Annotated in this window: 18 protein-coding genes; 13 read left to right on the top strand and 5 right to left on the bottom strand. The window is 65.2% G+C overall.

The window, feature by feature from the left end:
- The first annotated feature begins 81 nt into the window (after window positions 1–81).
- From YY7_RS51900 to YY7_RS0117205, 4 genes are all read left to right on the top strand, one after another.
- Window positions 82–477 (top strand): hypothetical protein, encoded by a 396-nt coding sequence (locus tag YY7_RS51900; RefSeq protein ID WP_035690359.1) that lies wholly within the window; start codon window positions 82–84, stop codon window positions 475–477.
- 96 nt (window positions 478–573) lie between these two features.
- Window positions 574–2,175 (top strand): GMC family oxidoreductase, encoded by a 1,602-nt coding sequence (locus tag YY7_RS0117215; RefSeq protein WP_028164333.1) that lies wholly within the window; start codon window positions 574–576, stop codon window positions 2,173–2,175.
- A 7-nt stretch (window positions 2,176–2,182) separates the two neighbouring features.
- A complete protein-coding gene (locus YY7_RS0117210; protein WP_028164332.1) occupies window positions 2,183–2,629 on the top strand; it encodes a hypothetical protein in 447 nt (148 codons plus the stop codon).
- 222 nt (window positions 2,630–2,851) lie between these two features.
- Window positions 2,852–3,871 carry a S1C family serine protease gene (locus YY7_RS0117205; RefSeq protein ID WP_028164331.1) on the top strand — a complete coding sequence of 340 codons (1,020 nt, stop codon included), beginning with the start codon at window positions 2,852–2,854 and terminating at the stop codon, window positions 3,869–3,871.
- 244 nt (window positions 3,872–4,115) lie between these two features.
- On the opposite strand, the gene YY7_RS0117200 is transcribed toward YY7_RS0117205, so the two are convergent.
- The 5 genes from YY7_RS0117200 to YY7_RS0117180 all read right to left on the bottom strand — a co-directional run bounded on the left by YY7_RS0117200 (window position 4,116) and on the right by YY7_RS0117180 (window position 11,691).
- The gene (locus YY7_RS0117200; RefSeq protein WP_028164330.1) at window positions 4,116–4,898 is read right to left on the bottom strand and encodes an alpha/beta fold hydrolase; all 783 of its coding nucleotides are present in this window, start codon (window positions 4,896–4,898) and stop codon (window positions 4,116–4,118) included.
- A gap of 3 nt (window positions 4,899–4,901) precedes the next feature.
- Window positions 4,902–6,197, bottom strand: a complete 1,296-nt coding sequence (locus YY7_RS0117195; protein ID WP_028164329.1) for an O-acetylhomoserine aminocarboxypropyltransferase — start codon at window positions 6,195–6,197, stop codon at window positions 4,902–4,904.
- A gap of 118 nt (window positions 6,198–6,315) precedes the next feature.
- Window positions 6,316–7,620 carry a nicotinate phosphoribosyltransferase gene (pncB, locus tag YY7_RS0117190; RefSeq protein WP_028164328.1) on the bottom strand — a complete coding sequence of 435 codons (1,305 nt, stop codon included), beginning with the start codon at window positions 7,618–7,620 and terminating at the stop codon, window positions 6,316–6,318.
- A 67-nt stretch (window positions 7,621–7,687) separates the two neighbouring features.
- Window positions 7,688–11,224 (bottom strand): molybdopterin cofactor-binding domain-containing protein, encoded by a 3,537-nt coding sequence (locus tag YY7_RS0117185; protein WP_028164327.1) that lies wholly within the window; start codon window positions 11,222–11,224, stop codon window positions 7,688–7,690.
- Window positions 11,224–11,691: a (2Fe-2S)-binding protein gene (locus YY7_RS0117180; RefSeq protein ID WP_028164326.1), complete on the bottom strand. Its 468-nt coding sequence runs from the start codon at window positions 11,689–11,691 to the stop codon at window positions 11,224–11,226. Before YY7_RS0117180 ends, YY7_RS0117185 begins: the two co-directional genes overlap by 1 nt.
- A 330-nt stretch (window positions 11,692–12,021) precedes the next feature.
- Here YY7_RS0117180 and YY7_RS0117175 point away from each other — a divergent pair, with 330 nt between their 5' ends.
- The 9 genes from YY7_RS0117175 (at window position 12,022) to YY7_RS56590 (ending at window position 21,564) form a co-directional block, all read left to right on the top strand.
- Complete coding sequence (locus YY7_RS0117175) at window positions 12,022–13,461, top strand: 6-hydroxynicotinate reductase (RefSeq protein ID WP_028164325.1); 1,440 nt, start codon at window positions 12,022–12,024, stop codon at window positions 13,459–13,461.
- Window positions 13,458–14,363 (top strand): UPF0280 family protein, encoded by a 906-nt coding sequence (locus YY7_RS0117170; RefSeq protein WP_028164324.1) that lies wholly within the window; start codon window positions 13,458–13,460, stop codon window positions 14,361–14,363. Before YY7_RS0117175 ends, YY7_RS0117170 begins: the two co-directional genes overlap by 4 nt.
- A gap of 34 nt (window positions 14,364–14,397) precedes the next feature.
- Entirely contained in the window at window positions 14,398–14,982 is a 585-nt protein-coding gene (locus YY7_RS0117165) for an amino acid synthesis family protein (protein WP_028164323.1), read from the top strand.
- Between the two features lie 27 nt (window positions 14,983–15,009).
- The gene (locus tag YY7_RS0117160; RefSeq protein WP_028164322.1) at window positions 15,010–16,209 is read left to right on the top strand and encodes an ABC transporter substrate-binding protein; all 1,200 of its coding nucleotides are present in this window, start codon (window positions 15,010–15,012) and stop codon (window positions 16,207–16,209) included.
- 197 nt (window positions 16,210–16,406) lie between these two features.
- On the top strand, window positions 16,407–18,296 hold the full coding sequence (locus YY7_RS0117155) for an ABC transporter permease (protein WP_028164321.1): 1,890 nt from the start codon (window positions 16,407–16,409) through the stop codon (window positions 18,294–18,296).
- Complete coding sequence (locus tag YY7_RS0117150; protein WP_028164320.1) at window positions 18,293–19,084, top strand: ABC transporter ATP-binding protein; 792 nt, start codon at window positions 18,293–18,295, stop codon at window positions 19,082–19,084. Before YY7_RS0117155 ends, YY7_RS0117150 begins: the two co-directional genes overlap by 4 nt.
- Window positions 19,081–19,785, top strand: a complete 705-nt coding sequence (locus tag YY7_RS0117145) for an ABC transporter ATP-binding protein (RefSeq protein ID WP_028164319.1) — start codon at window positions 19,081–19,083, stop codon at window positions 19,783–19,785. Before YY7_RS0117150 ends, YY7_RS0117145 begins: the two co-directional genes overlap by 4 nt.
- 24 nt (window positions 19,786–19,809) lie before the next feature.
- Window positions 19,810–20,265, top strand: a complete 456-nt coding sequence (locus YY7_RS0117140; RefSeq protein WP_028164318.1) for a MarR family winged helix-turn-helix transcriptional regulator — start codon at window positions 19,810–19,812, stop codon at window positions 20,263–20,265.
- 99 nt (window positions 20,266–20,364) lie between these two features.
- Window positions 20,365–21,564 (top strand): DUF1236 domain-containing protein, encoded by a 1,200-nt coding sequence (locus YY7_RS56590; RefSeq protein WP_080663735.1) that lies wholly within the window; start codon window positions 20,365–20,367, stop codon window positions 21,562–21,564.
- Window positions 21,565–21,570: the final 6 nt, after the last annotated feature.

Below are 21,570 nucleotides of genomic sequence, written 5' to 3'. Positions count from 1 at the left end.
TACGAATGTTCGCGCCCGACCATGATCGTGCCCAAAAGCGGATGACAATCCGAACCACCGTCATCCTGCCGAGGCCTTTACATGCGACACAAATTTTCTATCGCCCTCCTTCTCGCAAGCCTCGCCGGCGCGGGCCTTGCCTCGGCGCAGGACCGGAAGATGACCGAGCTGCTGGCGCCGCGCGATCCCGGCCCGAATGAGGCAGTCCGGCTCAAGGTCGTAACCGGTCCGTTGCCGTTCGGTGCTCGCCTTGTCGTGAAGACCGAGCAAGGCGACGTGATCGGCTCGATTATGACCTACGGCGTGCCGGGTCCGAATGACACCCGTTCCGAAACCTTCCCCGTTCAGTCGAGGAACGTGGTCAACAAGCGCCTGCGGGTGCAAGTGCTGGTGGAAGCGCCGGGCGCGATGACGCGATCCGCAACGCCGGACGAAATCCGCGGGCTCGACGTGATGATCGTGCCGCGCGTGCAATGACCTGCCGCTTTACTCCGCATCCGGTTTTCCCCTATCGTCTCATGACAAGAAAACAACGATCGCGCGTCGCGCGGCGATGAAATTGGGGAGGCACTCGTGCATCGGGATCCCGTTGACGTCCTGATCATCGGCGCCGGCGCGTCCGGCGCTGCGGTGGCGTGGTCGCTGGCTGAGACGAAAATGCACATCCTCTGCCTGGAGCAGGGCGGCTGGATGAATCCCGCGGACTATCCAAGCACCGGGCGGGACTGGGAGGCCAAGTTCTATGGCGACTGGTCGACCAGCCCGAATGTCCGCGGGCGGCCCGAAGATTATCCCATCAACGACGACAACTCGCCGATCAAGGTCGTCAACTTCAACGCCGTCGGCGGTTCGACCGTGATGTACACAGCGCATTGGCCGCGGCTGCATCCGTCCGATTTCAAGGTGAAAACGCTCGACGGCGTCGCCGATGACTGGCCGATCGACTACGATGCACTCACGCCGTTCTTCGAAGAGAATGACCGGATGATGGGCGTATCGGGCCTGTCAGGCGATCCGCTTTCGCCATTGACGCACCCGCCAATGCCGCCGCAGCCGCTCGGACTTTCCGGTCCGTTGATCGGCAAGGCCATGAACAAGCTTGGCTGGCACTGGTGGCCGTCGGATACCACGGTCGCGACAATGGACTACGAGGGCAGGGCGCGCTGCATCAATCTCGGCCATTGCACCCCGGCCTGCGCGCAAGGCGCGAAAGCCTCGACCGACATCACGTATTGGCCGCATGCGATCCGCGCCGGCGTCGAAATCAAGACGCATTGCCGCGTGCGCGAGATCCTGACCAACGAGCACGGCATGGCGTCCGGCGTCGTCTATTACGACAAGGACGGTGTCGAGCAGTTTCAGCCGGCCGAGGTCGTCATCATCGCCTGCAACGGCGTCGGCACGCCGCGGCTGCTCTTGAACTCCGTCTCCGGCCGCTTCCCGAACGGCCTCGCCAATTCATCAGGCCTGGTCGGCAAGAACCTGATGTTCCATCCCTATGCGCAGATCTACGGCTTCGTGCAGGAGCCGACCGACAGCAACCGCGCGCCGCCGACTTGCCTGTGGAGCAAGGAGTTCTACGACACCGACCTCTCGCGCGGCTTCGTCCGCGGTTACGGCATCCAGTTCGGCCGCGGCGCAGGGCCGGTGTTCGAGGCCGTCGCCAGCGAGCAGAAGGGCATTCTGCCGTGGGGGGCGGACCATCACCACGTCTTCCGCAGGCTCAACGGCCACCGCCTCGCGGTCTCCGCGATCTGCGAAGATCTTCCCGAGGAGCACAACCGTGTCACGCTCGATCCCGTGTTGAAGGACAGCCACGGCATTCCCGCCCCGAAGATCGACTACACGATCAGCGAGAACAGCCGGAAGATGATGGAGCATGGGCTGGCGCGCGGCCGCGAGATTCTCGAGGCCGCCGGGGCGACCGATATCTGTACCAATAGCCCGATCCCGTGGGGCGGCTGGCATCTGCTCGGCACCGCGCGGATGGGCACGGACCCTGCGCGCTCCGTGGTCAACGAGTGGGGGCGGTCGCATGACGTGAAGAACCTGTTCATCGTCGACGGCAGCGTCTTCGTCACCTCAGGCGGCGTCAACCCGACCTCGACTATCCAGGCGATCGCGCTCTACGTCGCCGACCAGATGAAGCAGCGCCTTGCCAATTTGTTCGATTGAGGAAGCGATGTCAGCCGAAACGCTCACCCAAACCCAGCGCGACGATCTCAGGACGATCGCCGCGATGATCATTCCCGAGAGTGCCGAGTACAAGGTGCCCGGCGCCGACGATCGGGCCATCCAGGCTGACATCCTCGCAACGCTTGGCCGCGACACCGAGCCGGTGCGCGCCGCGCTCGACCATCTCGCGCGCTTGGCCGGCAAGCCGCTCGCCGAGCTCGACACAGCGCAGCGCGACCAGGTCGCAAAGGAATTCCGCGCGACCGGCGGAGTCCCCGCGGCAACGCTCGTTCGCGTGGTCCTGCAATGCTACTACCGCGACGACCGCGTGCTGCGCTCGCTCGGCTACGAGCTCCGCGCCCCCTTCCCGAAGGGCCACACGCTGCAGCAGGGCGATTGGTCATTGCTTGATCACGTCAGGGCGCGCGGGGGCAGCTTGCGGCGGGCGCCCTAGCAGGAAGTCGTAGCCCGGGTGGAGCGGAACGCGTAACCCGGGATATCCATATCCGCGGCCACGACAGGTCCCGGGTTACGCTGGCGCTTCACCCGGGCTGCGTCCCGACCGAGCGGAAAGAGCTCCGGCGCCCTAGCCGTTTGGGCAGGTCTGAGCCCGGCACGGGCACCTTGCGCAGGAGGAACTCGGCTCCCATTTGAATGAGCCGAAGGAACCCTCACCATGTTGGATATCACCTCAAATAACGCCGGTGACGCGCGGTCACCGCGAACGACCGAAGCTACCCCGGCCGACGACCGGGCGTTGCTCGATGCCTATTCCAACGCCGTGATCGACGTGACCGAACGCGTCGGCCCCGCGGTGGTGCGCGTCGAGACCGGGCCGAAAGTGCGAACACCGCGTGAGCGCGGCGGGCTCGGTTCCGGCATCGTCATCTCGCCCGATGGCTTCGTGCTGACCAACAGTCACGTGGTCGGCTCGTCGAAAGAGATCCGCCTGCGCGACACCGAGGGCTTCGTCACCGACGCGCACGTGCTCGGCGTCGATCCCGACACCGATCTCGCATTGTTGCGGGCCGATGGCGCGCGCGATCTGCCTTACGCCTCGCTCGGCGATTCCAAGCAACTCCGGCGCGGCCAGCTCGTGGTCGCGATCGGCAATCCGCTCGGCTTTGAATCGACGGTCACCGCTGGCGTGGTGTCGGCGCTCGGGCGCTCGATCCGCTCGGTCAGCGGGCGCACGATCGAGGACGTGATCCAGACCGATGCCGCGCTCAACCCCGGCAATTCCGGCGGCCCGCTGGTGTCGTCGAATTCGCAGGTGATCGGCATCAACACCGCGATCATCAACGGCGCGCAGGGCATCTGCTTTGCGGTCGCGAGCAACACCGCGCAGTTCGTGCTGTCGGAGATCATCCGCCACGGCTATGTCCGCCGCGCCTTCATCGGCGTCGCCGGCCAGACCGCGCCGATCCCGCGGCGCCATGCCGTGCTCGCCGGCGTCGAGAACAAGATGGGCGCGCTGCTCGCGCAGATCGAGCCGGATAGCCCGGCTTCGAAAGCGGGCCTTCTGCCCGGCGACGTCGTGATCAAGCTCGACGGCCTCGACATCAACGGCGTCGACGACCTGATCCGCGCCCTCGACCGCGACCGCATCGACCGTACGCTGGCCATGGACGTGCTGCGCCTGGGTCGGTTGCGCGCGATCGACATCCACCCGATCGAACGCAAACCGGCGAGGTAGTCGTCCCCAGTTCGTCATGCGCGGGCTTGACCCGCGCATCCATCAAGAAAAGAGTTCTTGCGAAGCGATGGATTGCCGGGTCAAGCCCGAGCCCCTTGTGGGAGAGGGCAGCTCAGCCATCAGCCGCGAACTCACTTGGGTGAGGGGTTCTCTCCGCGAGCACAGCAGCCCGTGGAGAGAACCCCTCATCCGGCGCTTCGCGCCACCTTCTCCCACAAGGGGAGAAGGAAGAAGCGCGCTGATCTCAGTCGCGCAGCGCCGCCAGCAGTTCGTCGGGCTGCTCGACCATCATCATGTGGCCGGCGCCGGGCAGCACCACGGTGCGCGCGTTCGGCGTTGCGGCCGCCAGCGTCTTGCCGGCTTTTGCTGGAGTCATCAGATCGCGCTCGCCGAGGATGAACGTCACCGGCACCCTGATCTGCGCCGCCGCGGCCAGCGCATTCTGGTATGAATTGCAGGCGTTCAGATCGTTGTAGAGCACGCCCGGTCGCGCACGCTGCAGCACGCGCTGTGCGCCGTGGTGCATCCACAATCCCGGCGCGAGCGAGCCGCCGAGTTCGGCCTTGAAGCCGAGGCCCCAGATCGAGACCATGTCGATCGCGGCGGGATCGTTGGCCTCCGCCGCCTTCAACAGATCAGGCCCAACCGTCATCGTCGCCGCCGTTCCGATCAGGCTCAGTGCCGACACTTTGTCCGGATGCCGCGCCGTGGTCTCCAGCGCGATCAGTGAACCCATGGAGTGTCCGATCAGCTTCGCCTTCGAGGCCCCGGCTGCCTGCAGCAGCGCCGCGATCCAATCCGCCATCGCCGCAATCGTCGGCAAGGGCTTGCCGGACGAGCGGCCGTGGCCCGGCAGATCCGGTGCCAATACCGAATAGCCGTGATGCGCGAACCAGCGGCTGTGCAGCGCCCAGGTGGAGCTGTCAAAGCCCGCGCCGTGGATCATCACGACCGTGGGCAACGAAGGATCGAACAGCTTTCCGCCTGTTACCACGAAAGTCTCAATCCCGTTCACCGAAAGCTGCATGGCTCAAACCCTCTGCGACGCGCGAAGCGCCTGGCCGAGATCGTCGATGATGTCCTGCGCGGTCTCGATGCCGACCGACAGCCGCACCAGCTCTTCGCCGATGCCAGCTGCCTTGAGCTGCTCGGCGTCCATCTGCTGATGGGTGGTGGAGGCGGGATGGATCACGAGTGTCTTGGCATCACCGACATTGGCGAGGTGGCTGATCAGCTTGAGCTGTTCGATGAACTTCTTGCCCGCAGCGCGTCCGCCCTTGATGCCGAAGCTGACGATCGAGCCGGCGCCGCGCGGCAGCAGCTTCTTCGCAAGCTCGTAGTCGGGGTGATTTTCCAGCGCCGGATGCAGCACCCAATCGACTGCCTTGTTCGCGGTCAGGAATTCCAGCACCGCGAGCGTATTGCTCATGTGCCGATCCATCCGCACGCCGAGCGTCTCGATGCCCTGCAGGAGCTGGAACGCGTTGGTCGGCGACAGGCAGGCGCCGAAATCGCGCAAGCCCTCGGTGCGGGCCCGCATGATGAAGGCCGCCTTGCCGAACTGCTCGTCGAAGACGATGCCGTGATAGCCGGCATAGGGTTCGGTGAGCTGCGGGAATTTGCCCGACGCATGCCAGTCGAAGCCGCCGCCGTCGACAATGACGCCGCCGATCGCAATGCCATGGCCGCCGAGCCATTTCGTCGCCGAGTTCATGACGATGTCGGCGCCGAATTCAATCGGGCGGCTGAGATAGGGCGTCGCAAAGGTGTTGTCGATGAGCAGCGGAATTTTCGCGTCATGCGCGATGTCAGCCACCGCGGGGATATCGAGCACTTCAAGGCCGGGATTGCCGATGGTCTCGGCGATCACCAGGCGCGTATTCGGCTTGATCGCGGCGCGGAATTCGTCCAGCGCCCGCGGCTTCACGAAGGTCGTCGTGATGCCGAAGCGCGGCAGCGTGTGCGCCAGCAGGTTGATGGTGCCGCCATAGAGCGAGGCCGAAGCGACGATGTGGTCGCCGGCATTGAGCAGCGTCGCGATCGCCAGATGCATCGCGGCCATGCCGCTCGCGGTGCAGATCGCGCCGACGCCGCCTTCGAGCGCTGCGATCCGCTCTTCCAGCACCGCAGTCGTTGGATTGGAAATTCGTGTGTAGATGTGGCCGGCGCGCTCCAGGTTGAACAGCGCCGCCGCATGATCGGCGTCCTGGAACACGTAGGACGTCGTCTGGTAGATCGGCACTGCGCGCGATCCCGTCACGGGATCGGGGCGCTGTCCGGCATGCAGGCTTAGGGTTTCGAACGCAGGCGGGTTGGGTGCGGGCATGCTGAAACTCGCGAGCTGAGGGCGGGATTGGTGCGGTTTATGGCCTGATCCGGAAAGATGGAAGCCAGTTTTCCCGCGCGACAAACGCGTAGTGTTTGCGCGGAGATCATGCCCAAAACTAGACGTGCACGGCGGCGCGCACGCGGCCGGCGTTGCCGAATACGCGCAGGTAACGCTCGACCTCGGAGGGGATACCGGTCGCCTTCTCGGGATTGTCTGAGAGTTTCACCGCCGGCCTGCCGTCGACCGAGGTTACCTTGCAGACGATCGAGATCGGGTCGAGGTCGGCGGAACCGTCAGGCGCGCAGCCGACGAAGTCATTGGTGAGGTTGGTGCCCCAGCCGAAGCTGATGCGAACGCGGCCGGCGAAATGCCTGTAGCTTTCCTCGATCGAATCGACGTCCATGGCGTCCGAGAAGACCAGGAGCTTCTCCCTGGGATCGCGGCCCTTCTGCTTCCACCATCGGATGATCTCCTCGCCGGCCGCGATCGGCGGCGCGCTGTCCGGGCGAAAGCCGGTCCAGTCGGCGACCCAATCCGGCGCGTCGCGCAGGAACACCCTGGTGCCGAAGGCATCGGGGAGGGCGACCAGCAGGTTGCCGCCATAGGTATGGCGCCACTGGTCGAGGATGGCGTAGGGCGCCCAGCGCAGCTCTTCATCCGAATTGGCGAGCGCCGCGGCCACCATCGGCAGCTCATGGGCATTGGTGCCGATCGCCTCGAGGTCGTTGTCCATTGCCAGCAGCACGTTGGAGGTGCCGGTGAAGGACGGCCCAAGCCCTTCTTTCACGGCCTCGACGCACCAGCGCTGCCAGAGGAAGCCGTGGCGGCGGCGGGTGCCGAAGTCCGAAAGCTTTAAGCCGTCAAGCTTACGCAGGCGCTCGACCTTGGCCCACAGCTTGGCCTTGGCGCGCGCATAGAGCACGTCGAGCGCGAAACGGCCCTGACCCTTCATCGCCGCGCGCGAGCGCAATTCGTTCAGGATCGCGAGCGCCGGGATCTCCCACATCGTGGTGTGGGTCCAGGGCCCGTGGAAATGCAGTTCATACTGCCCATCGACCTTGTGCAGTTCATATTCGGGCAGGCGGAAAGTCGAAAGCCAGTTGATGAAATCCGGCGAGAACATCTGGGTCTTGCCGTAGAACGTGTTACCGGCGAGCCAGATCAGCTCCTTCTTGCTGAAGCGGATGGTGCGGGCGTGGTCGAGCTGGGCGCGCAGCTCACCCTCGTCGATCACCTCGGCAAGCCGGACCCGACTGGTGCGGTTGATCACCGAAAAGGTCGTGCGCGTGTCCGGGTAGAACTCCCGGATCATCTGCAGCATCAACAGCTTGTAGAAATCGGTGTCGAGCAGGCTGCGCACGATCGGGTCGAGCCGCCAGCCATGGTTGTAGGTTCGGGTTGCAATATCCGTAAACGTCATGGCGGAACCTTAGCGTGCCAAAAGCTGCCCAACCAGTGGATTGTGGCAGTGGTTCTGGCAGGGCAGCTCAGCGTGTTCCCTGTCTGATCCTGCCAGCGGTCGCCTCGATGCCGGTCCAGGCCGGCTTGTTCGGAGCAAACTGCCGCCGGAGATAGGAAACGAGTTCGGCGACCTGGCCGTCGGTCATGCTTTCCTTGAATCCGGGCATATAACCGAGGTCGCCGGTCGCGGGTTCGCGGATGCCGTGCAGGATCACCTGGATCAAATTGTCCGGCACCGCGCTGTGCAGATTGCTGTTCAGGGACAGCGAGGGCCGGCTGCCGAACAGAGGCGGTCCGCCCACTTCGTGACAGACCGCGCAGGCGCCCTGGTAGAGGCGGGCGCCGAAGGAGGCGGGCACAACCGCGCTTGTGGCCGTCGCATGTTCGAGCTTCACAGCGATCGCTTCCTGCGCCGGCCCGTCAATGGCGGTCTCGTTGAAAGAGCCGAGATAGACGGCCATGGCGCGGATGTCCCGGTCTGGCAGTGCGGCCAATTCCTTCACGACCGGCGCCATCGGCCCAGCCGCCACGCCATGGAAGCGGGATTCACCGGTCCGCAAATAGGCGTAGAGCTCGTCCTCACTCCAGGGGATCGGTGCCTTTGACAGCGACGTCAGCGCAGGCGCCTCCCAGCCCTCGGCAAAGCCGCCGGCGAGATAGGCATTCTTGAGCTCGGCGCCGAGCGCGTTGCGCGGCGAATGGCAGGCGCTGCAATGGCCGAGGCCTTCGACCAGATAGGCGCCGCGATTCCACATCTCCGACCTAGTCGGATCGGGCTGGAACGATTTCGCCTCGTGGAACAGCGCATTCCATCCGGCGAGCAGCGGGCGCAGGTTGAACGGAAACTTCAGTTCGTGTTCCGGCGTCGTCGCGCGCACCGGGGCCTGCGCCATCAGGTAGGCATAGAGCGCCTGCAGGTCGGCGTCGGTGGCTTTGGCAAAATGGGGGTAGGGGAAAGCCGGATAGAGATGCCGGCCGTCGCGATGGATGCCTTCGCGCATCGCGCGCTCGAAGGCGGGATAGGACCATGCGCCGATGCCGGTCTCGACGTCAGGCGTGATGTTGGTCGCGTAGATGATGCCGAACGGCGTCTCCAGCGGCTGGCCGCCGGCGTTGAGCGTTCCGTCCGCTGCGGTATGGCACACCGCGCAGGCGCCGAGCGCGGCAAGCTCCTTGCCGCGTGCAATGGTCGCGGCCGAATAGACCGATGCGTCAGGACGCGCGATCGGTGCAATCGCGCGCCACGGCAGCACGGCCGCGCCGATGCCGACGAGGGCCGCACATACGGCGGCGATGCCGGCAAGCACGCCGGTGCGTCTCACGAACGGTTTTTGCCATTTCTCTGATGGAGCAGGCAGTGGTGGCGCCAGCGCAGGTGGGGCAGTCGGTTCCTCGCCGTGCAATCCCTTCAGGATACGTTCCGGCGTGAACGGCAATTCGCGGAAGCGCACGCCGGTCGCGTCATAGATCGCGTTCGCGATGGCGGCCGCGCTCGGCACGGACGCGGATTCGCCGACGCCGAGGGGCGGCTGATCCTGCCGCGGCAGCATCAGCACATCGATCTTCGGAAGCTCGGGGAACTTGATGATGGGGTAGGCGCCCCATTCCCGCGACGTCACCGCGCCGCGCTCGAAGGTAACTTCCTCCATCAGCGCGCGGCTGGTCGACTGGATGACATTGCCCTCGATCTGATGGCGCACGCCGTCCGGGTTGATCATCAGGCCGGAATCCTGCCCCGCCACCACGCGCGTCACGCTGACGTCGCCGGTCGCCTTGTTGACCGCGACATCGGCGATCCATGCCGACCATGCGGCGCCATAGCCCGGAAACTTGCTGTGGACGTAGAGCGCATAGGCAAAGCCGCGCCCGCGCACGATGTCGTCTTCCGCGACCTTCTCCTCGCGCACCGGGCGTGGCTTCCAGCCGGCGCGCTCGGCGACCGCGTTGACGAGATCGATGGCGCGCTTGTCCTTGAGGTAGCGCAGCCGGTATTCGATCGGATCGACGTGAGCCTCAGCCGCGAGCTCGTCGATATAGGATTCATGCGCGAAGGTGTTCGGCAGCGCCGAGACGCCGCGGAACCAGGAGGCGCGCACGATCGGCGGCATGTCGTGGGCGACCACGCGCATGTGGTCGTAGTCGTATGGCGGGATCGCGGTGCGGTCGCCCATCTCGAAGACAGCAGGCGTCGGCGCAATCCTCCCCGTGAGCAGCAGCGCGAGCGTCGGCGCGCCGTTCGAGGGATAGCGCGTGGCAAAGTCGTAGGCCGCTACGCTGCCGTCCGCGTTCAGGCCGCCATTGACGTCCATCAGCTGCGCGGTGCCCTTCGGCTCCCAGGCGTGCTCCTGCTCGCGCGTCAATTGCACGCGCACGGGACGGCCGACCGCGCGCGAGAGCAAGAGCGCGTCCGCCGTGACGTCGTCGGCACAGTTGCGGCCATAGCAGCCGGCCGCCTCCATCCTGATCACCTCGATCTCTGTCTCCGGCCGCTCGATCAGCAGGGCAAGGTCGCCACGAAGCATGTGCGGGTTCTGCGTGCCCGACCAGACCCGGATCACACTGTCGCGATAGTCCGCCACCGCGCAGGACGGGCCGATCGAGCCATGCATCTGGTACGGCCACAGATAGGTCCGCTGCATCGGCTTCGCGGCGCTCTTGATTGCGCTGTCGACATCGCCTTTGTCGAGCAGCGTGCGCGGCGTCGAAGGATTGGCGCGCAGCGCCTGCTCGACGTTATCGAGACTCGTCAGCGTCGGCGCCGGCTTCCAGGCGACCTTCAGTTGCGCCGCCGCCTTGATCGCGTTTTCTTCGCGCTCGGCGACGACGCCGACGAAATCGCCGATCCGCACCACCGCGACGAGGCCCGGAATGTTGCGCACCGAGCTTTCATCAACTGCAATCAGGCTGGTGCCGACGAACGGTCCGGCGTCGACGCCGGCATAGGGCGGGCGCACCACGCGGCCGTGCAGCATGCCGGGCACGCGTACATCGTGGACGTAGACCAGTTCGCCGGTTGCCTTGGCCGGAAGATCGACGCGCGGCACCGAACGCCCGACGACGGAATAGGCATCGACAGTCTTCACCGGCACATCGTCTGCCAATTCGAGCCGGATCGTCTCGTCAGCGATCAACTCGCCATAGGTGACGCTGCGATTGTCCTTGCCGCGGATCAGGCCGTCCTCGACTACGAGTTCGTCGCTCGATAGGTCGAGCCTTTCGGCCGCACGCGCGGCCAAAAAGAGCCGCGCCTGCGCCGCCGCCTTGCGGAGCGGCACCGCCGATATCTGCATGGTCTCGCTGGCGATCGTCGGACCCTGGTTGGGCGTCTGCGAGGTGTCGCCGAGCACCACGACGACGCGCGCAAAGGATACGTCGAGCTCTTCGGCGACGACCTGCCCGAGCGCGGTGCGGATGCCGGTGCCGAGATCGACATGGCCGTTATAGGCGGTGACAAAGCCATCCGCCGTGATCTTGATGAAGGTCTCGAACGCGCCGTTCGCATCCGATCGCTGAACGACGGAGAGCGACCCCTGCGGCCGCGCGGGCTTGTCCTGCGAGACCATCAATCGCGTGCCTCGAGCTCGTGGCCGGCCGCGCGCATCGCCGCGCGGACGATCTCGATATGCGCGCCGCAGCGGCAGAGATTGTAGCGCAACGCTTCCAGTATCTCGTTTTCGGTCGGACGCGGATTGCGCGTGAGCAGCGCCTTCGTCGTGATGATCATGCCGTTGAGGCAGTAGCCGCATTGCGCGGCCTGCTCGGCGATGAAGGCTTGCTGCACAGGATCGGGACGCTCGCGCGTGCCGAGCCCTTCGAGCGTCACGATGTCGCGCCCGACGCAGCCATCGATCGGGATCACGCAGGATCGCGCCGCGACGCCGTCGATCAGCACCGCACAGGCGCCGCATTCGCCGAGCCCGCAACCATATTTCGGTCCGTTCAGTTCGAGATCGGTGCGCAGCACGTAAAGCAGTGCGGTGTCCGGAGCGGCGTCGACATCAACAATCCTGCCGTTGACGGTCAGGCGCATCGGCTCGTGGTCCCCTAAGGCCTCTATGAGCGTTTCGATGATTGCATTGCAAAATCAGCGATCGCAAAATCTACGACCGATGCATCGGAGGATAACGTTTGTGTACAAACGTGCAAGCCGTCTGCAATTTGCTGCACTGCGCTGCCCGCTTTCTGGACAAAGCGGGGAGGCAAATGAGGTTTTATTCGGCAGGTGTGGTTTTTCGCGATTGCACCCGCTTGACAGGGTTACAACCTGCGCGCAGGATCATTCGTATACGAACGATATCCCCGATGATTGATGTCCCCGGGGAGATGATAACGCCGCCTCCCAACACCAGGCTTGTTCGCGATGGCCGACGTTGCCGCTTCTGACAAGATCCGCTGCGATGCCTGCCCGGTGATGTGCTACATCAAGCCGGGCGCGGCGGGCGCCTGCGACCGCTATGCCAATCACGATGGCAGGCTGGTGCGCGTCGATCCGCACATCGTGCTGTCGCGCGCGCTCGAGCATGGCGGGCGCGTGGTGCCGTTCCAGGCGAGCGGCGACTGGGACGGCAAGATCGTCCACCAGGGCGATGTCTTCGTCACCGCGATCGGCGCCGGCACCACCTATCCCGACTACAAGCCGGCGCCCTTCATCGTGTCGTCAGAAATCGACGGCGTCGACATGGTCACCGTCGTGACCGAAGGCATCTTCTCCTATTGCGGCGTCAAGGTGAAGATCGACACCGACCGCTATCTCGGCCCTGAGACCGCGGCGGTGCGCGCAGAGGGCGAGGTGGTCGGGCATGTCACCACCAGCGAATACGGTTCGCAGATGCTGTCGCTCGGCGGCGTGCATCATCTGACCGGCGGCTCCAAGAAGGAGGGCCGCGTCACCTGCGACACGCTGATGGATCTTTCCAACTGCAAGCCGGTAGAACTTACGATCGACGGCGGCGCCACCGTCGTGGTGCAGGCGGGCCAGGCGCCTGTTGTCAACGGCGTGCAGGAAGAGCGCATGCGCGTCGGCTGCGGCTCGGCCACCATCGGCATGTTCGCCAAGCAATGGCACGGCAAGGTCGACGAAGTCGTTGTGGTCGATGACCACATCACCGGCGTGCTCTCGGAGCACCAGGCCGGCAAGCTATTGGATATTCCCGACACTGGCATCAAGATGAAAGGGCGTCGCTCGACGCCCGGGCGTTATTTCCAGGTCGCCGAACCCGGCACCGGCTGGGGCGGCACCAAAATCTCCGATCCGCTGTCCGTGCTCGGCCCGTTCGATCCGAAGGAGGCGCGGCCGGGGCTGACCATGCTGATGGTCTCGACCACCGGCGAACACGCGGCCTATTACGTGCTCGACGAGGCGCTGCGGCCGGTCGAGCAGGAGATGCCAGCCGAGCTGAAATTCTCGGTCGAGCGCATCCAGGAGAATTGCGAGCCGGCGCTGTGCACCGTGCTGTTCATGGCGGGCGCCGGCGGCTCGCTGCGCGCCGGCGTCACCGATAACCCGGTGCGGCTGACGCGCTCGGTGAAGGATGCCCTGACCCGCGTCACCAGCGGCGGCGCACCTGTCTATGTCTGGCCCGGCGGCGGCATCACCTTCATGGTCGATGTCACGCAGATGCCGATAGGGGCATTTGGCTACGTGCCGACGCCGGCGCTGGTGGCGCCGATCGAGTTCACGCTCAAACTTTCCGATTATGCGGCACTCGGCGGCCACATGGATTACGTGCGCCCGCTGTCATCGCTCCGCGACAGCGCCGAGATCCGGCCCATGCTCTTCACTTCGGGGAGGCGACCATGACGAGACGTCCGCAAACCGCGCTTCTTCCTGATGGCAAGCGGCTGCATTTGCGGGACGGACCGATCGATCTGATCGTGGAGGCGACGGGAAGCGAGACTGCCGTGCGCGCAGCCTTTGACGCCGCGGTGTGCCGCTTCACCGGCCTGCTGGACGGGCTCTGCATGGAGCTCGGCGAATTGCGCAAGGCGGCCCATCCGATGCACTGCGCGCTCAACGGCGTCATCGCGCGCCGCATGCATGCGGCGGTGGCCCCGTTCGCCGCCGACCGCTTCATCACGCCGATGGCAGCGGTCGCGGGCAGCGTGGCGGAAGAAATCCTCGGCGCGATGCTGGAGGCAGCATCGCTCGATCGCGCCTATGTCAATAATGGCGGCGACATCGCCCTGCATCTTGCCGGCGACGAGCAGTTTACCGTCGGCCTGATCGATCGTCCCGATCGTCGCGGCCTGATGCAGACCATGGTGATCCACGCCGACGATCCCGTCCGCGGCATCGCCACCAGCGGCCGCCATGGCCGCAGCTTCTCCTTCGGCATCGCCGATGCCGTCACCGTGTTGGCACGGACCGCCTCGGAAGCCGATGCCGCAGCGACCGTCATCGCCAATGCCGTCGATCTGCCCGGGCACCCGGCGATTGTCCGCCGCCCGGCAAACGAATTGCAGCCCGACAGCGACCTCGGCCCGCGCCTGGTGACGCGGGAGGTCGGCACATTGTCGGCTCGCGAGATCACCGATGCCCTTGAAGCGGGTGCGGTTTGCGCGCGACAATGCCTGGCGGCAGGATTGATCGAGGGCGCGGCGCTGCGCCTGTTCGGCGAAACGGCGATCGTGCGGGCGCGTGCGCTTAAGGTACCGGAATCGCAACTCGTTCATGAATGCGCGATAGAGACTACGCGTGCCTGATCAAACAGGGCCGAAAGCAACAGGGCGGAAACCGATGAGTGCCATCATTCGCAAGATCGTCACGGTGGTCGAGGAGACCCACATCGAGATGGGCAAGACCATCGCACCGCCGACCCGGCGCGCGGCGGCGATCGCGGTGATCGAGAACCCCTTTGCCGGCCGCTATGTCGAGGACATTTCGCCCCTGATCGCGATTGGCGAGGAACTCGGCGAATTGCTATCGAAACGAGCGGTGGCGGCGCTCGGCATCGAGGGCTCCAAGGCGCATTCCTATGGAAAGGCCGCCGCCGTCGGCGAAAACGGCGAGCTCGAGCATGCGGCCGCGATCTTGCATCCCAAGATGGGCGCGCCTGTGCGCAAGGTCCTGGGTAAAGGCGCCGCATTGATTCCGTCGTCGAAAAAGCGTTCTGGTCCGGGGACGACGCTGGATATCCCGCTCGGGCACAAGGATGCGGCTTTCGTGCGGAGCCATTTCGATGGCATGGAGGTGCAGATCAACGACGCGCCGCGGGCCAACGAGATCATGGTCGCGGTCGCCGTCACCGATTCCGGCCGGCCGCTGCCGCGCGTCGGCGGGCTGACGGTCGCGGAGATCAAGGGCGAAGACGGTTTAAGATAGTTTTTCTTAAGGAGCGGAGGGTAAGGGATGCGGAATTATTTGATCGGGGCAGGGCTCGCGGTGCTGGTTGCGGGCATGGCGAACACCGCCATCGCCCAGAGCGAGATCAAGATCGGCGAAATCAACAGCTATTCATTGTTGCCCGCCTTCACCGAGCCCTATCGCAAGGGCTGGCAGCTCGCGGTCGAGGAGATCAACGCGAGCGGCGGCATCAACGGCAAGAAGCTGGTCGTCATCTCCAAGGATGACAATGGCAAGCCGGCGGATGCACAGACCGCGGCCAACGAGCTGGTCTCCAGCGAGAATGTCGCGATGCTTGCCGGCACCTTCCTCTCCAATATCGGGCTCGCCGTCTCTGACTTCGCCAACCAGAAGAAGGTATTCTTCCTCGCCGCCGAGCCGCTGACCGATGCCATCACCTGGTCCAAGGGCAACCGCTACACCTTCCGCCTGCGCCCCTCCAATTACATGCAGGCGGCGATGCTGGTCGAGGCCGCCGCGAAACTGCCGGCGAAGCGCTGGGCCACCATCGCGCCGAATTATGAATACGGCCAGTCGGCGGTTGCCGTGTTCAAGAAGCTGATGTCGGAGAAGCGTCCCGACATTGTCTGGGTCGACGAGCAGTGGCCGCCGCAGGGCAAGATCGACGCCGGCCCAGTGGTGCAGGCGGTTGCCGCCGCCAATCCGGAAGCGATCCTCAACGTCACCTTCGGCGCCGACTTGGTCAAGCTCGTGCGCGAAGGCAACACGCGTGGCCTGTTCAAGGACCGCGCGGTGGTGAGCTTCCTCACCGGCGAGCCGGAATATCTCGATCCGCTGAAGGACGAGACCCCGGAAGGGTGGATCGTCACTGGCTACCCCTGGTACGATATCAAGACGCCGGAGCATGAGGCGTTCCTGAAGGCCTACCAGGCCAAGTTCAAGGATTATCCGCGGCTCGGCTCGATCGTCGGCTACCAGACCATCAAGGCGGCGGCGGCGATCCTGACCAAGGCGAACTCGACCGATCCGGAGAAGCTGATCGCGGCGACCGAAGGCCTGTCGGTGCCGTCGCCGTTCGGCGAGATCACCTTCCGCAAGATCGACCACCAGTCGACGCTCGGTGCTTACGTCGGCAAGACCGCGCTGAAGGACGGCAAGGGCGTAATGGTGGAGTCCTCCTACAAGAAGGGCTCCGACTATCTGCCTGCCGATGCCGAGATCGAGAAGCTCCGGCCGAAGGATTGATGCGGATAAAGCGGGGCCTCATGGTTCGAGACGGCGCTTCGCGCCTCCTCACCATGAGGCGCTCGGAGCCTGTCCCGGGGCTCTGAGGCCTCTGCGAATTCAGACCTCATCCTGAGGAGGCCGCAGAGCGGCCGTCTCGAAGGATGGGCCACGCACTCAGAACGAAGTCACGCAGCTAACTCCAACCTGGACCGCCGATGGCCTTTTACGTCGTTCAGTTCCTGACCGGACTCGCCAGCGCCGCCTCGCTGTTCCTGGTCGCCTCGGGGCTGTCGATCATCTTCGGCGTGACGCGGATCGTGAACTTCGCGCATGGCGCCTTCTACATGCTCGGCGCCTACATCGCCTTCACGCTCACCGAGCGCCTCGAAGGCGCGCTCGGCTTCTGGGGCGGCATCGTCGCCGCCGCGCTCGTCGTCGCCGTGGTGGGCGTGCTGGTCGAGATGATGCTGCTGCGGCGGATCTATCATTCGCCTGAATTGTTCCAGTTGCTCGCGACCTTCGGCCTCACGCTGATGGTTCAGGATATAGTCGTGCTGATCTGGGGCCCGAGCGACCTGGTCGGCCGCCGCGCACCGGGCTTCAAGGGCGCGGTCGATTTCTTCGGCCAGAACATCCCGAGCTATGACCTGTTCCTGATCGTGCTTGGACCTGTCGTGCTGGGCATCCTCTGGCTGCTGTTCCAGCGCACGCGCTGGGGCGTCCTGGTGCGCGCGGCGACGCAGGACCGCGACATGGTCGCAGCGCTTGGCGTCAACCAGAAATGGCTGTTCACCAGCGTGTTTGCGGTCGGCGTCTTCCTTGCAGCCCTCGGCGGCGCGCTGCAGATCCCGCGCGATGCCGTGCATCATGCGATGGATTTGCGCATCATCGTCGATGTGTTCGTCGTCGTCGTGATCGGCGGCCTCGGCAGCATCACCGGCGCCTTCGTCGCCGCCGTGTTGGTCTCCGAACTCAACGCCTTCGGCATTTTGATCTTCCCGAAGATCTCCATCATCCTGGTCTTCCTGGTGATGGCGGTGGTGTTGATCGTCCGCCCGTGGGGCCTGTTCGGCAAGCCGGAGGCGCCGGCGCGCCGCACGCCGGGTCTCACCGTCAATCCCTGGCGGCCCTGGACCTCGAACGAGCGCCTCGCTGCAATCGCCGCGCTGATCGTGGCAGCCGCGCTGCCGTTGTTCGGCGGCAACTATGCGCTCACCGTCGGCTCGGAGATCGCGATCTTCGTGATCTTTGCCGTCAGCCTGCATTTCCTGATGTCGGTCGGCGGGCTAGCTTCCTTCGGCCACGCCGCCTATTTCGGCCTGGGTGCCTACGGCGTCGCCTTCCTCGCCAAACTCGCGGGGTTGCCGATGATCGTGTGCCTTGCGCTCGGCCCGCTATTAGGACTCGTCGGCGCCGCCGTGTTCGGCTTCTTCGCCGTGCAGCTCTCCGGCGTCTATTTTGCGATGCTGACGCTCGCCTTTGCCCAGATCGTGTGGTCGATCGCGTTCCAGTGGGTGGCGGTCACCGGCGGCGACAATGGCATCCTTGGCGTCTGGCCGGAGAAATGGGCGGCGAGCCCGTCGCACTTCTACTGGCTCTCGCTCGGCATCGCCGCGCTCGCGGTCCTGATCCTGCGGATCATCGTGTTCTCGCCCTTCGGTTTCGCATTGCGCGCGACGCGGGATTCGCCGCTGCGCAGCGAGGCCGTTGGCATCAACGGCAAGCGCATCCAGTGGACCGCATTCGTGATCGCAGGCACCGTGGCTGGTCTCGCCGGCGCGCTGTTCGCGTATCTGAAAGGCAGCGTCTTTCCTGACAACATGGGCATCTCGCTCTCGGTCGATGCGCTGGTCATGGTGCTGCTCGGCGGCGTCGAGACGGTGTCCGGCGCCGTGGTCGGCGCCATCGTCTACAAGGCCTTGAACATCTGGCTGGTCAGCCAGACCGATTGGTCGAAACTGGTGCTCGGTGCCTTCATCGTGCTGATCGTCGTCGCCTTCCCGAAGGGCATCGTCGGCACGCTGCAGTCGATCCTCAGCCGCCGCCGCAAATCGTCGTCGTCGAACTCGTCGCTTCTCACCTCGCGCATCGAGACCGCCGAATGAGCATGGTCCCCACATTGCTGTCGGTCGAAGGCCTGACCAAGTCCTATGGCGGCGTGCACGCCGTGCGCGGCGTCTCGTTCGAGCTGCGCGCCGGCGAGATCCTGGCGCTGATCGGTCCCAACGGTGCTGGCAAGAGCACCTGCTTCGATATGCTCAACGGCCAGAACATCCCGGACTCCGGCCGCATCACGATCCTGGGCGAGGACACCGCCGGCAAGAAGCCGCGCGCGATCTGGCGGCTCGGCGTGGGTCGCACCTTCCAGATCACCGCGACCTTTCCCACCATGACCGTGCGCGAGAACGTGCAGGTCGCGCTGGTCTCGCACCGGCACCAGCTTTTCAATGTCTGGAGCTCGACGCCGAATTTCGCGCGCGAGGAGGCAGGCCGGCTGCTCGATCTCGTCGGTATGGGCGCCTATGCCGAGCGTCCCTGCGGCGAGCTCGCCTATGGCGACCTCAAGCGACTCGAGCTTGCGGTCGCGCTCGCCAACCAGCCGAAGCTGCTGCTGATGGATGAGCCGACCGCCGGCATGGCGCCGCGCGAGCGCATCGAGTTGATGCGGCTCACGGCCAGTATCGCGCGCGAGCAGTCGATCGGCGTGCTCTTCACCGAGCACGACATGGATGTCGTGTTCGAGCATGCCGACCGCATCCTGGTGCTCAACCGCGGCAGCCTGATTGCCGAGGGATCGCCCGAGGAAGTCCGCGGCAATGCGCAGGTGCGCGCCATCTACCTCGGGGAGGGCCTGGTCTACGACGCGCGCCACCGCGACGGAGCGCACGCATGAAACTCCAGGTGAACGATCTCAACAGCTTCTATGGCCCGGCGCACATCCTGTTCGATATCGCGCTCGATGTCGGCGAGGGCGAAGTGGTCGCGCTGCTCGGTCGCAACGGCGCCGGCAAGTCGACGACCTTCCGCTCCATCGTTGGCCTGGTCGAGAACCGCTCGGGGCGCATCCTCTTCGAGGGCAGGGATGTTTCGCGCGAACCGACGCATGCGATCGTGCGCGGCGGGCTCGGCTATGTGCCGGAGGAGCGGCGCATCTTCACCGACCTGACGGTCGAGGAGAATCTCGAAGTCGGCCGTCAGCCGAAGCGCGCCAACGCGCCATACTGGACGCGCGAAAAACTGTTCACGCTGTTTCCGAATCTCGGCGAGATGCGGGGACGCGCAGGCGGGCGCATGAGCGGCGGCGAGCAGCAGATGCTGACGATTGCGCGCACGCTGATGGGCAACCCGTCGCTGGTGCTGCTCGATGAGCCTTCCGAAGGCCTGTCGCCGAAGATCGTCGAGCAGATGGTCGATGCGATCCTTGCCATGAAAAAGGAGGGCGTGAGCATCGTCGTCTCCGAGCAGAACCTGCATTTCGCGCGCCTGATCTCGGATCGCGCCTATATCATCGAGCGCGGCCGCATCTGCTTCGGCGGCACGATGGCCGAGCTCGATGCGCGGCCCGATATTCGGGACGCGCATCTGTCGCTGTAATGGGCGACGGTGGGAGATTCAATAATGGCCAGGAATGGGGGCGCGAAACGCAACCCGAAGCCGCAGAAGATCAGCTACGTTCTGGACGAGCAGATCGGCTTCTTGCTGCGCCAGGTGTGGCAGCGCCACGCCACCATCTTCGCGCGTGAGATCGGCGTCGAGCTAACCTCGCCGCAATGGGCGGCGCTGTCGAAGCTCGCCGAGACCGGCTCGTGCTCGCAGAACCAGCTTGGCCGGCTGACAGCGATGGATGTCGCCACCATCAAGGGCGTCATCGACCGCCTCACGGCGCGGGGCCTGACCGAGACCAGTTCCGATCCTGAGGACGGCCGTCGTTTGCTCGTCAGCCTGACCCGCGCGGGCCAGCAGACGGTCGAAAAAGCTGCGCCGAACGCGCTGGCGATCACCAAGGAAACGCTGGCGCCGCTCGATGGCAAGGAGCGCGAGACGTTGATCGCGCTCCTGAGCAAGCTGCGCTGAAGCGTCCAGAGTCCGCCGGATTGTCGGCGGAACAAAACCCGGCGGCTGACATTGCTAAGGTTCAAGAGGCGGGCAGAGGAACCAACAGGAGTTCCCCCAATGAGGATGAATTGGCTTTACACAACGGCAATCGCCATGACCATCGGCGCCGGCGCGGCCATTGCGCAGGCGCCGGATCAATCGCAGAAGCGCGAGGAGAGCCCTCGCGCACAGGCGCCCACGGCTCAGTCGAAAGACATGGATCGTTCGGGCGCCCAATCCAGGGAAACCGAGCGCTCGGGTGCGGCGGCCGACCACGCGAAGGAGCGCACTCAATCTGAACAGAGGGGCGGCACCAGGGACATGCAGCGCGGCGAGAGCCAGTCGCCGGGTGAGCGAAGCAAGCAGGCTCAGGAGCCGCAAGGGCGTGAGAGCAGGGAGCCGACCCGGCAAAGCCAGGATCAGGATCGTCGCGAACGGCCGCCGGCCAGCGCGTCGCAGCAGGGCAAGGAAGATCAGCAAGGTCGCAACGCCAAGGAGACCACCGAGCAGCAGCGTAGCCGCGAGGACCGCACCGGACGTGACCGCGCGCAGGACACCAGGCAGCCCGCCGACACCAGGCAGCAGAGCCAGCAGCAGATGGACCGCGACCGGAGGGATCAGCGCGATCAGGCGGCCCAGCCCTCCGGCACATCGACCCAGCAGCAGAGCTCACGGCCGAGCGACACTACGCAGGACCAAGGCACCAAGACGGGCCAGGCCTCCGGACAAGCCGGTCAGCGCGCCGCCAATGTCAATGACGACCAGCGCAAGCAGATCGTGGATCAGCTACGGAGTGATCGAACGGCAACCCGGACCTCCAATGTGAATGTCAATATCGGCCAGCCGTTGCCGCCGAGCATCCAGCCTCACCGGCTGCCGGCAGACATCGTGCGGATTGCTCCGCAATATCGCGACTACGATTACACGCTCGTCGACGACAGGGTCGTGATCGTCGACCCGCGGCGGCACGAAGTCGTCGACATCCTCGACGAAGGGCCGGGCTATGGCGGGGCCGCAGCCTATGGCCGCGAGCGCATCGTCATCAGCGACGACATGCGCACGAGGTTCAGGGAGTTGGCGCGCGGGCCTTCCACTACGGTCGGCTCGACGACCTCGTCGGGCGGAACGTCGGCATCGAACTGCCTGTCGCTGCAGCCCGTGCCAGAGGAGATGGTGCGCAGCAATGCCGAGCTCAGGAACTATCGCTATCTCGCTGTCGGCGACCAGATCGTGCTGGTCGATCCGCAGCAGCAGAAGATAGTGCAGGTGATCGAGTAGGCGCGC

Source organism: Bradyrhizobium elkanii WSM2783, assembly GCF_000472865.1.
Lineage (GTDB): Bacteria > Pseudomonadota > Alphaproteobacteria > Rhizobiales > Xanthobacteraceae > Bradyrhizobium > Bradyrhizobium elkanii_A.
The sequence above is the reverse complement of the archived record's forward strand: the minus strand, read 5'-3'. Positions and strand labels throughout refer to the sequence as shown.

Bases quoted from the DNA above. Each gene is read 5' to 3' on its own strand.
- YY7_RS51900 (WP_035690359.1), top strand. From the start codon at position 82: ATGCGACACAAATTTTCTATCGCCCTCCTTCTCGCAAGCCTCGCCGGC.
- YY7_RS56590 (WP_080663735.1), top strand. From the start codon at position 20,365: ATGAGGATGAATTGGCTTTACACAACGGCAATCGCCATGACCATCGGC.
- YY7_RS0117180 (WP_028164326.1), bottom strand. From the start codon at position 11,691: ATGCGCCTGACCGTCAACGGCAGGATTGTTGATGTCGACGCCGCTCCG.
- YY7_RS0117170 (WP_028164324.1), top strand. From the start codon at position 13,458: ATGACGAGACGTCCGCAAACCGCGCTTCTTCCTGATGGCAAGCGGCTG.
- YY7_RS0117205 (WP_028164331.1), top strand. From the start codon at position 2,852: ATGTTGGATATCACCTCAAATAACGCCGGTGACGCGCGGTCACCGCGA.
- YY7_RS0117155 (WP_028164321.1), top strand. From the start codon at position 16,407: ATGGCCTTTTACGTCGTTCAGTTCCTGACCGGACTCGCCAGCGCCGCC.
- YY7_RS0117195 (WP_028164329.1), bottom strand. From the start codon at position 6,197: ATGCCCGCACCCAACCCGCCTGCGTTCGAAACCCTAAGCCTGCATGCC.
- YY7_RS0117200 (WP_028164330.1), bottom strand. From the start codon at position 4,898: ATGCAGCTTTCGGTGAACGGGATTGAGACTTTCGTGGTAACAGGCGGA.
- YY7_RS0117210 (WP_028164332.1), top strand. From the start codon at position 2,183: ATGTCAGCCGAAACGCTCACCCAAACCCAGCGCGACGATCTCAGGACG.
- YY7_RS0117185 (WP_028164327.1), bottom strand. From the start codon at position 11,224: ATGGTCTCGCAGGACAAGCCCGCGCGGCCGCAGGGGTCGCTCTCCGTC.
- YY7_RS0117150 (WP_028164320.1), top strand. From the start codon at position 18,293: ATGAGCATGGTCCCCACATTGCTGTCGGTCGAAGGCCTGACCAAGTCC.
- YY7_RS0117175 (WP_028164325.1), top strand. From the start codon at position 12,022: ATGGCCGACGTTGCCGCTTCTGACAAGATCCGCTGCGATGCCTGCCCG.
- YY7_RS0117160 (WP_028164322.1), top strand. From the start codon at position 15,010: ATGCGGAATTATTTGATCGGGGCAGGGCTCGCGGTGCTGGTTGCGGGC.
- YY7_RS0117145 (WP_028164319.1), top strand. From the start codon at position 19,081: ATGAAACTCCAGGTGAACGATCTCAACAGCTTCTATGGCCCGGCGCAC.
- YY7_RS0117165 (WP_028164323.1), top strand. From the start codon at position 14,398: ATGAGTGCCATCATTCGCAAGATCGTCACGGTGGTCGAGGAGACCCAC.
- YY7_RS0117140 (WP_028164318.1), top strand. From the start codon at position 19,810: ATGGCCAGGAATGGGGGCGCGAAACGCAACCCGAAGCCGCAGAAGATC.
- pncB (WP_028164328.1), bottom strand. From the start codon at position 7,620: ATGACGTTTACGGATATTGCAACCCGAACCTACAACCATGGCTGGCGG.